The sequence below is a fragment of the Brachybacterium sp. P6-10-X1 genome (assembly GCF_001969445.1).
Classification (GTDB): Bacteria; Actinomycetota; Actinomycetes; order Actinomycetales; family Dermabacteraceae; genus Brachybacterium.
Genome location: NZ_CP017297.1, coordinates 1289741 through 1302196, shown reverse-complemented (window position 1 = coordinate 1302196; position 12456 = coordinate 1289741). Strand labels below are relative to the sequence as shown.

At 70.5% G+C, this 12456-nt stretch carries 13 protein-coding genes and 2 tRNA genes; 7 read left to right on the top strand and 8 right to left on the bottom strand.

All coding sequences use genetic code 11. The features are described from left to right. Positions 1-54: 54 nt before the first annotated feature. On the top strand, positions 55-828 hold the full coding sequence (locus BH708_RS05930; RefSeq protein WP_076807361.1) for an IclR family transcriptional regulator: 774 nt from the start codon (positions 55-57) through the stop codon (positions 826-828). A gap of 51 nt (positions 829-879) precedes the next feature. Here the strand turns inward: BH708_RS05930 and BH708_RS05925 are convergent, their stop codons facing one another. The 5 genes from BH708_RS05925 to BH708_RS05905 form a co-directional block, all read right to left on the bottom strand. Next, complete coding sequence (locus BH708_RS05925; protein ID WP_076807360.1) at positions 880-3399, bottom strand: FAD-dependent oxidoreductase; 2520 nt, start codon at positions 3397-3399, stop codon at positions 880-882. Between the two features lie 163 nt (positions 3400-3562). Further along, the gene (locus tag BH708_RS05920) at positions 3563-3910 is read right to left on the bottom strand and encodes an MmcQ/YjbR family DNA-binding protein (protein WP_076807358.1); all 348 of its coding nucleotides are present in this window, start codon (positions 3908-3910) and stop codon (positions 3563-3565) included. Beyond that, the gene (locus BH708_RS20280; RefSeq protein ID WP_253705490.1) at positions 3907-4647 is read right to left on the bottom strand and encodes a nuclear transport factor 2 family protein; all 741 of its coding nucleotides are present in this window, start codon (positions 4645-4647) and stop codon (positions 3907-3909) included. Before BH708_RS20280 ends, BH708_RS05920 begins: the two co-directional genes overlap by 4 nt. An 89-nt stretch (positions 4648-4736) precedes the next feature. After that, entirely contained in the window at positions 4737-5516 is a 780-nt protein-coding gene (locus BH708_RS05910; RefSeq protein WP_076807356.1) for a hypothetical protein, read from the bottom strand. An 89-nt stretch (positions 5517-5605) separates the two neighbouring features. Then, positions 5606-5681, bottom strand: a tRNA-His gene (locus BH708_RS05905). 125 nt (positions 5682-5806) lie between these two features. On the opposite strand from BH708_RS05905, the gene BH708_RS05900 reads away from it, so the two are divergent. Continuing rightward, entirely contained in the window at positions 5807-6154 is a 348-nt protein-coding gene (locus tag BH708_RS05900; RefSeq protein ID WP_076807355.1) for a thiamine-binding protein, read from the top strand. A gap of 139 nt (positions 6155-6293) precedes the next feature. Here the strand turns inward: BH708_RS05900 and orn are convergent, their stop codons facing one another. Then, the gene (gene orn / locus BH708_RS05895) at positions 6294-8195 is read right to left on the bottom strand and encodes an oligoribonuclease (protein WP_076807353.1); all 1902 of its coding nucleotides are present in this window, start codon (positions 8193-8195) and stop codon (positions 6294-6296) included. Positions 8196-8371: 176 nt separating this feature from the next. Here orn and BH708_RS20275 point away from each other — a divergent pair, with 176 nt between their 5' ends. The 3 genes from BH708_RS20275 (at position 8372) to BH708_RS05885 (ending at position 10577) form a co-directional block, all read left to right on the top strand. After that, positions 8372-8695 carry a thioesterase family protein gene (locus tag BH708_RS20275; protein ID WP_253705489.1) on the top strand — a complete coding sequence of 108 codons (324 nt, stop codon included), beginning with the start codon at positions 8372-8374 and terminating at the stop codon, positions 8693-8695. Between the two features lie 6 nt (positions 8696-8701). Then, positions 8702-8899, top strand: coding sequence for a hypothetical protein (locus BH708_RS20270; RefSeq protein WP_253705488.1), 198 nt, complete (start codon positions 8702-8704; stop codon positions 8897-8899). Between the two features lie 295 nt (positions 8900-9194). Continuing rightward, on the top strand, positions 9195-10577 hold the full coding sequence (locus BH708_RS05885; protein WP_216639504.1) for a PH domain-containing protein: 1383 nt from the start codon (positions 9195-9197) through the stop codon (positions 10575-10577). On the opposite strand, the gene BH708_RS05880 is transcribed toward BH708_RS05885, so the two are convergent. Next, a complete protein-coding gene (locus tag BH708_RS05880) occupies positions 10507-10779 on the bottom strand; it encodes a hypothetical protein (RefSeq protein ID WP_076807350.1) in 273 nt (90 codons plus the stop codon). The two genes, BH708_RS05885 and BH708_RS05880, sit on opposite strands and share 71 nt — an antisense overlap. Before the next feature lie 209 nt (positions 10780-10988). On the opposite strand from BH708_RS05880, the gene BH708_RS05875 reads away from it, so the two are divergent. Together BH708_RS05875 and BH708_RS05870 are read left to right on the top strand one after the other, a co-directional pair. Then, the gene (locus tag BH708_RS05875) at positions 10989-11204 is read left to right on the top strand and encodes a hypothetical protein (protein WP_157235771.1); all 216 of its coding nucleotides are present in this window, start codon (positions 10989-10991) and stop codon (positions 11202-11204) included. A 358-nt stretch (positions 11205-11562) separates the two neighbouring features. Continuing rightward, complete coding sequence (locus BH708_RS05870; RefSeq protein WP_076807346.1) at positions 11563-12111, top strand: type 1 glutamine amidotransferase domain-containing protein; 549 nt, start codon at positions 11563-11565, stop codon at positions 12109-12111. 242 nt (positions 12112-12353) lie between these two features. Here the strand turns inward: BH708_RS05870 and BH708_RS05865 are convergent. After that, a tRNA-Arg gene (locus BH708_RS05865) sits at positions 12354-12426 on the bottom strand. Positions 12427-12456: the final 30 nt, after the last annotated feature.

Sequence of the window (12456 nt, the reverse complement as noted above, 5' to 3'; positions counted from 1 at the left end):
CGCAATGGCCTGCGCTATGCGCAAAGCACGTGGTTATGCGGGTATGATCGGAGGATGGTCACGAATGGTTCGGTGCAGTCGGTGGACAGGGCCGCACGGGTGCTGGAGATCCTCGCCCGCGACGGCACGGCAGGCGTGGGCGAGGTCGCGCGGGAGCTGGAGGTCCACGGCTCCACCGCCTCCCGCCTGATCGGGGCGCTGGAGGGTCATGACCTCATCGATCGCGACGGCGCCACCGGCAAGGTCCGGCTCGGGATGGGCGTGCTGCGCCTGGCGGCGGCCACCCGCTCGGGCCTGGACCTGACCGCCCAGGCCGCCCCCGTGTGCGATGCGCTCGCCGAGGAGCTCGGCGAGACCGTCAACGTCGCGGTCCTGCGCGACGGCGCCGCGGTCAACGTCCACCAGGCGCAGGGCACCCGGACCGTCGCCCTGCACAACTGGGTCGGGAACCGCACCGTCCTGCATGCCACCTCGAGCGGCAAGATGCTCATGGCGCACCTGAGCGCCACCGACCGCGATGCCGTGCTGGAGGCGCCGCGGGAACGGTTCACCGAAGCCACCGTGATCGATGCCGACGCGCTGCGCCGGCAGTTCGACGAGGCGCGCGAGCGGGGATGGGCCGCCGTGGTCGAGGAGTTCGAGGAGGGGCTGAACGCTGTGGCCTCCCCGATCCGGGGCCCGGAGGGAGGCGTCATCGCGGCGCTCTCCGTCGCCGGTCCCGCCTACCGCCTGGCTCCCGACGATCTGCCGGGGGTGGCGGAGGTGCTGATCCGGGCGAGCGAGACGATCTCGCAGCGGCTCGGATACCGCGCCGACGTCACCGGCTGAGCCGGTGGTCCGCCGGCGCGGAGGTCGACGGCAGGACCGTCGGCCGGGGCCTCACCCCTTCATCCGCAGGTCCTGCGGGTCGAAGGCGGGAGTGCGCCCGACGGTCAGCACGGTGACCGGATGGCGCCGCCCCAGGTACTCGACCTGCAGCGCCGTACCTTCGGCGGCGTGCTGCGGGGGCAGGTATGCCATCAGCAGGTAGCGTCCGAGCGACGGGGCCGGCCCGGTCGAGGCGACGTAGGAGCGTCGGCCCTTCGCATCGAGGATCGGATCGCCCTCGGGGGTCAGGACCGGTTCGCCGCCGGTCATGCAGCGCGGCTCGGTGTCCTCGACGACCGGATCGACCGCCAGCGTGCACAGATGGGCCGCCGGGTCCGCGGCCCGCGCGGCGAGGTAGGCCTGTTTGCCGACGAAGTCGTGCGTCTTGACCTTCGGCAGTGCGAGATCGGCCTCCACGGGGTCGTACTCGGCGTTCAGCTCGGCGCCCATCAGGCGGTAGCCCTTCTCGAGCCGTCCGGTGGTGCCGTAGACACCGATGCCCGCGGCGATGAGGCCCAGGTCCTGGCCGTTTCCCCAGAGCATGTCCCAGACGCGCAGGCCATGCTCGGTGGGCAGGTGGATCTCCCAGCCGAGCTCGCCGACGTAGGAGATCCGCAGCAGGGAGGCGGGCACCGAGCCCAGCTGCACGTCCTGGGCGGTCCCGAAGCCGAAGGCTTCGGAGGTCAGATCGTGTTCGGTGATCCGTTCCAGCAGATCACGCGCCCGCGGTCCCCACAGGCCCAGGGTGGTCACGGCCGAGGTGGCGTCGGTCAGCTGCACCGAGCCGTCCTGCGGGAGATGGGCGCGGAACCAGGCCAGGTCCCGCGAGCCCTCGGCGCCGCCGGTGATGATCCGGAAGTCCTCCTCGCCGCGGCGAACGATCGTCAGGTCCGAGCGGAAGGTGCCCGCCGGGGTCAGCAGCGGCGTGTAGACCACCCGGCCGACGCGCACGTCGATCCGGGCCACGGCCAGCTGCTCGAGATAGTCCACCGCTGCGGGGCCGTGGACGTCGAAGATCGCGAAGGCGCCCAGATCGACCATCGCGACCCGGTCCCGCATCGCCAGGTGCTCGGCCTCGATGATCGGGGACCACCAGCGCCGGTCCCACTCGGCCGTGCGCTGGTCGATCCGGTCGCCGTACTCCGCGAGCAGGTCGGCATTGGCCTCGTACCACTGCGGGCGCTCCCACCCGGCGGCCTCGAAGTACCGCGCGCCCAGCGCCTCGGTGCGGGGATGGAAGGGACTGGTGCGCAGGGGGCGGTCCGAGAGCCACTGCTCGCGCGGATGGGTGATCCCGTAGATCTTCGGGAAGCCCTCGGCGGCGCGGGAGAGCACGTGGGACGACGTGCGCAGGGCCGGGGCGAAGCGGGCGATGTCGGAACCGTGCGGATCGATCTCGCTGGTCCCGTCGGTGATCAGCTCTGCGAGCATCCGCCCGACCCCGGCTGCCTCCTTGATCCAGACCGCGGCGGCCGACCACAGCCCGGCCACTTCCGGCATCTCGCCGACCACGGCCCCGCCGTCGGGGGTCAGCGAGAGCAGGCCGTTCAGCGCCGCCGTGCGGGGCGGCTCGGGATCGGTGAGCAGGTCGGGGAACATCTGCTGGGCCTGCTGCAGCTGCAGTGTGAAGTCGTCCTCGGTGAAGGGGAAGCTGGTCGGCGTCGCCTGCCCGGGATGGTCGCCGACGGGCGGGATCTCGTCGGGGTGGTGCAGCAGGGGTCGGTGCGCATAGGACCCGATCTCGAGGTCGGGCCCGCGCTGGCGCTCGTACATCAGGCTGTCCATGTCGCGCAGCAGCGGGAAGCTGATCCACTGATCGGTCCGCTCCAGCTGCGGGATCGGCCCGACGTCGATCATCTGGTGGACCGCCGGGGTCAGGGGGATGGCCGCTCCGGCCAGGGCGGCGACGCGCGGGCTCCACACCCCGCAGGCGATGATCACGGTCTCCGCCTCGATCTCGCCGGCATCGGTGACCACGCGGCGGATCCGCCCGTCCTCGACCAACAGATCGAGCACCTCGGTCTCCGCGCAGGTGGTCAGCGCGCCGGCGGCCTCGGCGCGCTCGCGCAGCAGCTCACCGGCCCGGATCGGGTCGACGATCGCACCGGTCGGGGTGTGGAAGCCACCGATCAGCAGGCTCGCATCGCAGTACGGCACCAGCTGCTGGATCTCGGCGGGGGAGATCAGGTGCGCCTCGACGCCCCAGGACCGGGCCGACGTCATCCGTCGTGTCAGCTCCTGCATCCGCTCCGGGCTGCGGGCGACCTCGATGCCTCCGCACAGCGAGAGCACCCCGAGCTCCTCGTACTGGCGCAGGGAGTCCACCGTGAGGTCGGTGACCTCCTTGGAGTGGTCGACGGGGAAGACGAAGTTCGAGGCGTGGCCCGTGGATCCTCCCGGGTCCGGCAGCGGTCCCTTGTCGATCTGGACGATGCTGCGCCATCCCAGATCGGCCAGGTGGCTGACGGCGGCATTGCCGACCACCCCGGCTCCGATGACGACGATGTCTGCACGATCCGGCAACTGTGCCATGGCGTCCTCCCGAACTCACCTGGGCCTCCTCACGGTATCCCCGTGCGGGGCGTTTGACCATGGGTGGTGCAGGCGGAGACCTCCCCGGATCCACGCGACGCGGCGCGGTGCAGGAGCCCGGGCTCCGTCGGCGCGGGGATGAGGCGCTCGTGCCCGCCGGGGATCAATCGTCCGGGTCGGTCCTCGGCATCGGCGCGCGCTGTCCGGTCCGCGCCTCCCAGGCCTCGGCCAGCAGCTCGGCCAGCTCGGTCTCGTCGACCCTCTCCAGGCGCACCAGCACGCTGGCGTGCCCGCGGTAGTGGTCCGTGGTGAAGAAGCGCTGCGGATCCGCGGCCAGCAGCGCCTCGCGCTCGGTGAGGTCCGCCCGCCAGCAGATCAGCACACCGGGCTGCTCGTGCATCCGGGCGAAGATCTTCCCGGCCGCGTAGAACGCGGGCGTGCCGTAGGAGGTCTTCTCGGCGACGCGGGGGAGAGCTGTCGCCAGGCGCCGCACGGCGGCCTCGTCGCTCATGCGTCCTCCCGGGACGGGGAGGGGATCGGGGTCTGCTGATAGAGGGCGAGCCGCCACTGACCGTCACGGCGCGTGTACGTGCTGGCCATGAGGGCCCGGAAGGGCTGCTCGTCCTCGTCCCGGAAGGCGATCCCGGTGTAGACGAGGATCGCCGTGGCCGTGTCGATCTCGATCAGGCGCGCATCACGGATCTCGTACCGTCGCCAAGGCGGTGCCTCGGCCAGGGACGCGATGACGGTGGCACGGTCGAACACCATCCCGTGGGCGAGGACCATGACGCCGTCCGCGGTGAGGAGGCGACCGTAGACGTCGTCCCCGGTGCCGTCGCAGAGCGAGTTCCAGCCGCGGTGCTCGAGGGCGAGCAGCTCATCGATGATCATGGCACCACGGTGGGGCATCGCCCCCCGGAGGGCAATGCCCGCTCGCCGCGAGGCGGCGTTCGCGCCCTTCACCTTCCGCCACACAGAACCCTGGTAGAAGCGGTCCGAGCTGTTCCGCTTCGAGCCCCAGCCGGTGCGCCGGTACCGGTCGAAGAAGATCGACTCCTGCTCTTCGAGAGTGCGCAGCGCGTCGTAGAGCCGGAAGTTCGCGCCGGACTTCGCGACCGCGAGGGCGAGGACGTTCGACAGGGATTCCGCCGCGTCGCGCTGCAGCTGCTCGTGCTGGCCGGCGTTCGACCAGGAGGTCGAAGATTCACGAGCCCGGGAGCGCACCCGGGAGAGTGTCAGCAGGGACATGGTGGGTGCTCCTTGTCTGTCCGGGGGCATGAGAAGAACCCCCGACAGTGGTGTCGAGGGCGTGCAGGTGAGGTGGGGTTACCGACAGGTCACGTCACGGACCGGTGACGGTCGCGTGGCGAATGGGTCACGAGCTGCCATACGTGGTCTCGACTGTCTGATCCGACGCATATGTTGAAAATATGACCACCGGTAAAGAGTGCGACGAGCCTGCAGAAAAGCAGCCGCCCAGCGCGAAACACAGCAGCGATGAGATCGACTACAACGATCCCGACGCGTATCTCGAACCGGACCCGTTCGACGGTGGTGCAGACCTCAACGACATCGACGGGGAGTACTAGGCCCAGGGCGCACACTTCAACGGTCGGCAGAGCGACCGACGAGTGGGTGATCGCGGTGCCGGCCCGGTTCGGGTACGCGAGCTCGGCGGAGCCACGCCGGTCGCCGAGTTCGTCGATCAGCTTCTGCGGCACCGTGAAGCTGCGATGCGACGCATCCGTCTTCGGCAGCCCCTCCACCGCCCATGCACCCTTCTTCCCCCTCGTCCATGCCCGCCGGATCGTCACCCTCGGCGGGTCTCCGTCCGTGATGTTCCGCCACTGCAGTGCCGTCACCAGCGGCTGATACTCGGCCGGCATCGCCTTGTGGATCGCCTCGTCCTGGTCGCGGGTGATGATCAGCGGATCCGCTGGGGGAGCTTCGGGAGTCGCACGCCCTTCGCCGAGTCGGTCGACGAGGGTCCCGAACCTGGCGGCGGTCTCGTCGTCGTCGAACGTCGCGGTGGTGGGGGTGGGGTTGCCGGGGTCGCGGTACTGCACGCGCCACGCAGTGGGTCCCTCGGCTCTCTGGCGGCGGCTGATCGAGGTCATGGGGGAGGCCTCGTGTCGGGTTGTAGTCCGGAACGTGGTCCGCACCACCGACAGGGGAACAAAAAACGCCCTGTCACCAGGGCGTTTCTTGGGGTGATCGACGGGATTTGAACCCGCGACCGCCTGGACCACAACCAGGAGCTCTACCAACTGAGCTACGACCACCATGCGCGGATCACGACCCGCAACGAGAGACAAGCATACCGGCTCCGCGGGGAGTTCTCGCCCGGGGAGCACCCGGGGAGAGTGTGAGACGTGTTGCATCTGCTCCGAAGGAGGATACTGGTCTCATGATCGCCGCATTCTCCCTTCAGCCCACCGGCCGACCCTCGGATCCCGCGCTCGTGCGCACCCTCGATGACGGGGCCGATGGCGCGAGCGTCCACGACGCGGTCGCCGCCGCCGTGCGCATCGTGCGCGACTCCGGCCTGCCCACCCGCACCTCGGCGATGTTCACCGAGGTCGAGGGGGAGTGGGACGAGGTCATGGACGTCGTGGGGCGCGCGACCGCCGAGGCGGCACGCTACGGCTCCCGGGTCTCCCTCGTGCTCAAGGCGGACATCCGTCCCGGGCACGAGGGGGAGATCGAGGGCAAGGTCGAGCGGCTCGAGGCCGCGGTGGACCGCCTCGGCAGCTGACCTCCGGTCCTCGGGCGCCCCGCTGACTCCTCGAGCGCGACCGCGGGCACCTCTCACGTCGCAGGAGGGGTCCCCACGGTCGCACTCGGTATGCCGCGATCCGTCCTGGGTCGCCGCGACCCGAGGCAGGTCGATCGGCTCAGAGATCCCGGTCGAGCAGCCCGTCGCGCAGTGCCGCGGCCAGCGTCGGCGCCACCGGCAGGCGGGGGATGAGCGTCGCCTGGAAGGCGTGGTAGATGTCCGGCTTCCCGGGCCAGGTCACGCCCTGCGGCTCGTTGTCCGCGTCGAGCTCGTGGAACCAGGAGCCCGTCCCGGGATCCAGCAGGTAGGTGGAGATGTACTCCCACCACTGCTCGTAGCGCTCGGCCCAGATCCGCTCGCCGGTCACCTGGTGCATCACCGCGGCCGCGCCGACGGCCTCGGCGGCCACCCAGTGCATGCGCTCGCGCGCCACGGGGGTGCCGTCCCAGTCCACGGTGTAGACGAAACCGGGTTCTCCGTCGGCCCCGAAGCTCGCGGCGGCCTTCTCCATCAGCGCCGTGGCCGCCTCGAGCATCCACTCCGGGGCTTCACCCTCGGCGGTGATCAGCGCGGCCCGGCCGTGCAGGACCAGGCGGGCCCACTCGATCCAGTGCCCGATCGTCGCGCCGTAGGGGCGGAACGGGTGGTTCGGCTCGTCGCGGTTGTAGTCCAGCAGCGGGGTCCAGGAGGTGTCGTAGTGCTCGGGCAGCGCCCAGTCGTTGCCGCGGGCGAACTCGTCGATCGCCCGGGTCATGATGCCCACCGCGCGATCCAGCCAGCGCCGCTGCCCGGTCACGTCGGCCGCGGCCAGCAGGGCCTCGACCGTGTGCATGTTCGCGTTGATCCCGCGGTACTCCTCGCACGCGCCGAAGGCACGGTCGAAGGTGTCCACGCTCATCGCGGCGTCCTCGTCGAAGAACTTCTGATCCAGCACCGTCAGCGCCTCGTCGAGCAGCTCGGCGGCACCGGGCCTGCCGGCGGCGACGGCCGAGGACGCGGCGAGGACCACGAAGGCGTGCGCATAGGCCTGCTTCGAGTCGTCGACCGGCCTGCCCGCCGCGACCGAGGCGAACCAGCCGCCGTGCTCGCCGTCGTGGAACACCCCGCGCAGCGAGGCGATGCCGTGATCGGCGAAGCGCCCGAAGTCGGGCCGGCCCAGCAGATGGCCGAGCGCGAAGCTGTGCGTCATCCGGCAGGTGATCCACAGCTCGGAGGGGCGCGAGAGGTCCGGTGCGCCGTTCTCGTCGAGCCAGGCGAAGCCGCCGTCCTCGCGCACGGACTCGGAGCCGAACACGAGCAGCTCATCGCCCTCGCCCTCGAGCCAGCTGCGATGGGAGGCGCGATCCAGCCAGGGGACGTAGGGGCCCGGGGCGGGCACATCTGCGCCGGGCGTCGGCTCGGCGGAGAGCTCGAAGGTGCGCGAGGCCGCCTGCGCCTGGGCGGTGGTGGGCCCGGGCTCGTCGACCAGCAGCACCTCCCGGTAGTACTTCAACTCCTGGATGGACTCGCGGATGTCGGCCAGGGCCCGGTGCCCGCCGTGCTTGGCGGGAATGTTGTAGTACACCCGCGGGAACCAGCGCTTGGCGAGCTCCTTGAAGCTGGAGACGTCGATGGTGCGGTAGGACAGCCAGGACGCGAGCTCGGGCACGTCCCGGTCCAGGAACACCCGGTCGGTGCCGACGCTGTTGCCGGCCAGCGGTGCCTTGCCCGGCTCGGGGCAGAACTCGCGCACGTACTGAAGACACAGCTCCTGCGCCTGCTCGAGGGTCACCCCGTCGTCGAGCTCCTCGAGGAGGCCGGAGACGGTGTGCATGTTCACCACGAAGGGATCCATTCCCTCCAGCGAATCGGCCGGTGGCTTGATGACGACGTCGACGCCGTCCCCGAGGATGTTCAGATCGGCGTCGGTCACGAGCACGGCGATCTCGACGAGCGCATCGCGCTGCTTGTCGAGGCCGGTCATCTCGCAGTCGACCCAGATGATGCGGTCGTTGAGGGCGCGGGAGGAGCTGGAAGTCACCGGGCCACAGTATCGCGACAGCTCCCAGGACGTCGTCGGCGCGGTCCGCGGCGGGAGCCCGCGGGCCCGATGGTCTCCTCGTGGCCGACGGGAGGTGCGCGGACGCCTCACTCGGGCGTCCCTCCAGCTCCGGCAGTGATTACCAGGCAGTCACCGACGCCCGGGGAGGAACCGCCGTGAACCTGTACTTCCGCCTGCTGGTCTTCATGATCCGCGTGCGCTTCCGCAGCCGCCCGAGCCTGTGGGACACCTCGCGCGTGAGGTTCCGGGTCAATCCCTCGGACCTCGACGTGATGCGGCACATGAACAACGGCCGCTACCTCACCCTCATGGATCTGGGCCGCATGGACCTGATGCTGCGGTCGAGGTTCTGGCGACGCATCACCGAGCAGGGCTGGTACCCGGTGGTGGCCGGGCAGAGCATCACCTATCGCAGGTCCTTTCAGCTGTGGGAGCGCTTCGACCTGGCGTCCCGCGTCCTCGGGCACGACGATCGCTAGGTCTACATGGAGCAGGTCTTCCGCCGCGACGGCGAGGTGGTGGCCGACGCCGTCGTACGGGCCCGCTTCCTGCGCAGGTCCGGTGGCTCGGTGCCGATGGAGGAGGTGCTGGACCTGGCCGGTCCGGTGCCCGATCACCGTCAGCTGCCGGAATGGGTGGCCCAGTGGAACGAGGGGTCCTCGCGGCACGGCCGCGAGCTCTGAGGACCGGCCGGGATCAGGCGCCTCGGCTCTCGTCATAGGAGAGCGGGGCCGGTACCGTGGTGGACCGACCCGTGGGACCGCTCATCGATCGAGAGCCGCCATGACCTCGCCTCCCGCCTCCGGTTCGCCGAGACCGCCGACGGAGACGACGTCCCGCGCCGACCTCCTCCGGCCCGGCACCACCGAGCCTGCTGCGTCGGCACCGGGAACCGCGGGCTTCGGCCTGCGACCGCCCCGAGATCGGGTCGATCCTCGGTGCCGCGCCTGGTGGGCGACCCAGACCGTGCTGTGGGCCGTGGTTCCTGTCCTCACCCTCGCCCTGCTCGGCCTGCTCATCGGACCCGCCCGCTGGTGGCTGCTGAGCGCGGCGCTGGTGCTGCTCGTGCTCGCCATCCCACTGGCGCTGGTGGTGCCCCGGGTGCGGTGGCGGATCCACCGCTGGGAGGCGACCGACGACGCGCTCTACAGTCGCACCGGGCTGCTGTGGGAGGAGTGGCGCGCGGCGCCGCTGTCCCGCATCCAGACCGTCGACCTGGATCGGGGACCGCTCCAGCGCTCCTTCGGACTGGCCACGATCTCGGTGTCCACCGCATCCGCCCGGGGCGCGGTCCGGATCAGCTCCCTGGCCACCGGGGCGATCGGCCTGGCCGCCTACGGTGTCGTCCTCCAGGTCTTCGACTGGTTCCAGGCGGTGCCCGTGCTGATCGCCTGGCTCGGGACGTCGGCGGGAGCGGTCCCCCTGCTCGTCCTGCTTCTGGTGCTGATCGTGGGCGCCGTCGTGATCGGGGCCGTCGGCACTCTCGCGGTCTATGTCGAGGGTTGGTGGGGGTATCGGCTCGGACGGCATGAGGACGGGTCCCTCGATCTGCGGCGCGGCCTGCTGGTCAGCCGGTCCACCGTGTTCGACGGCGACCGGCTGCGGGGAGTGACGCTGCACGAGCCGCTGGGGCTGCGCCGAGCGGGCGGTGCCCGGCTCGATGTGATCGCCGTCGGCGTGAAGGCCCCGGAGGGGGACCAGAAGAACGCGCAGTCGCCGGCGCTGGTGCCCGCCGCGCCCCGAGCGGTCGGTGCAGAGGTGGCCGGGACGATCCTCGGTGCCCCGGTGCCCGACGCTCTGCGTCCCCACCCGCCCGCGGCGCGACGCAAGCGGTTCCTGCGCGCCGGGATGCTCACCGCGGCCGGGGTCGTCCTCGCCGTGATCCCTGCTCTGGTCTTGCCGTCGCTGTGGTGGATCCCGGCCCTCACCGCTGTCGTCCTCGCCCTCGTCACGGCTGTGCTCGCCCGCGACAACTCCCGTGGGCTGGGGCACCGGGTGACCGACCGCCACGTCGCGCTGCGCAAGGGATCCCTCTTCCGCCGCACCGATGTGCTGGGGCGGGATGACGTGCTGGGCTGGATTCTCACCCGCTCGCCCTTCCAGCGGCGAGCGGGCCTGGGCACCGTCGTGGCGACGTCGGCGGGCGGCAGCGGCGCCTTCCGCCTCCCGGACGTCGACGCGGAGCAGGCCCGGGCGATGATGACGAGCGCGGGGACAGTCTGGGAGCACCTGCAGGTCAGGGAGCCCGGCTCGCCTGCCGAGATCTCTCCACGGCGCGGGACGATCGAGGTCAGCGGCGGGACCGCGGGGCGACGTCCGCGGGCCGTCGAGCGCGGCGGCGCAGCTCCTCGAGACCGCTGAGCACCATCAGCAGGACTACGACCCCCAGCAGCACCCACTGCTCCAGCAGTCCCGCAACGATCCCCGTGATCACCAGCACCGCGAGATAGACGAAGGTCATCACGCGCACGGATGCGCCCAGCAGGCGGGCCCCGACGCGGGTGCGCAGCAGCCGGAGCACCAGCAGCAGCGCGATCGCGCCGATCGTGAGGAACTTCAGCATGCGGGCGGATCCTGACGGGTCGGGGACGGCAGCGGCTCCAGTATGACGTGATCGGCCTGACCCATTGCGCTGTCGCCGGTGCGATCTGTCCCCGCGCAGTGTCGACGACCTCGCGTCCCGCCGCATCTGGTCCGCACGACCACATAGCGTCGGTGCAGTCCATGCCCACGAACGTTCGGCCACGCACTGATTCGCCTATGATCGCGTGCATGCTTGCCACCGCGGAGTTCATCGTGGAGACCCCCGACGGGGAGGTCGAGTTCCCTCTGACCGGTCCGGTTGCCGATCATCTGCTCGATCACGGGTATGCGAATGCTGACCGCGAGCCGCATTGGCACCTGCGCTGGTGCCTCGACCGCATGGAGGTCGGGGAAGCGATAGATGTCGGGGATGCGCGAGTCCACCGCATAGCCGCCCACAGCTGACCCGTACGCGAGGAAGCGCCCCCGCCACTCGGAGCGGGGGCGCTTGTCGTGTCCGGTCGTGTCGGCGTTGACCCATGGCCGGACGGGCTGCCGGTGGCAGGTGCCATCATCCCGCCGTAGAAGGATGAGGGCGTCCCTTCCCAGGGGTCGCCTCGCCCTGGGATTCGAGGACACTGCGAGGCGACCGGGACAGACTATCGGCGGTCCACGGCGAGCAGCCGATCGATCGGTCGGCAGTCCGCCGGTGGGGGCCACACCCTCCTGGCATCCCGAGGCTAGCGGTGGCGATCATCTGCTACTACGGTCGGGACTCCTACGTGTGAAGGTGGCCTCGGGGCCGCCGGAGAGGAGCACAGACATGGCACAGCTCTCGGGTAAGAAGGTCGCGTTCGTCGCGACCCGCGGAGTCGAGCAGGTCGAACTGACGGCGCCATGGCAGGCAGTACAGGATGCCGGCGCTCAGACGGTGCTCGTCTCTCCGTCGGACAGCAGCTTCACGGCGATGCACGGCGACTGGGAGTACGGCGACGACTTCACCGTCGATGTCCCGATCGCCGAGGCGGACCAGGTCGACTACGACGGTCTCATCGTGCCCGGTGGCACGCTGAACGCGGATGCTCTGCGCGTCGACGAGGACGTTCTGCGCTTCGTCCGCAGCTTCTTCGACCAGCAGAAGCCGGTCGGCGTGATCTGCCATGGACCGTGGGTCCTCATCGACGCCGGTGTCGCCGAGGGGCGGAAGCTCACCAGCTACCACTCGCTCGCGAACGATCTGAAGAATGCCGGTGCCCAGTGGGAGGACAGCGAGGTCGTCGTCGACAACGGCCTGGTCACCAGCCGGAGCCCCGCCGACCTCGATGCCTTCTGCGCGAAGGTGGTCGAGGAGCTCGCCGAGGGCAAGCACTGACCGGCCCGTCGCGGCCGACCACCGCGGACGAGCATCGGGGGTGAGGGTGGCCCGATGCCCGAGCCCGGCCGGTCGCCAGCGTCGTCTAGTCCGTGGCGGCATGTTCTCCGGGTTGTCGGGGTTGCTCGTGCTCCGCGATAGCCCGAACGGTGATTGTCCCAGCAGGGACTTCTTCATGCGCGCGTCCGCGCCCGTCCCTGAGGGGTCACGAACGTGCTGCGGCAGTGGACACGCTGTTCGGGTGCCCCCAGCAGGACTCGAACCTGCAACCTACGGATTAGAAGGCCGTTGCTCTATCCATTGAGCTATGGGGGCTGACGGCCGACGAGTCTACCGAGGATCTGC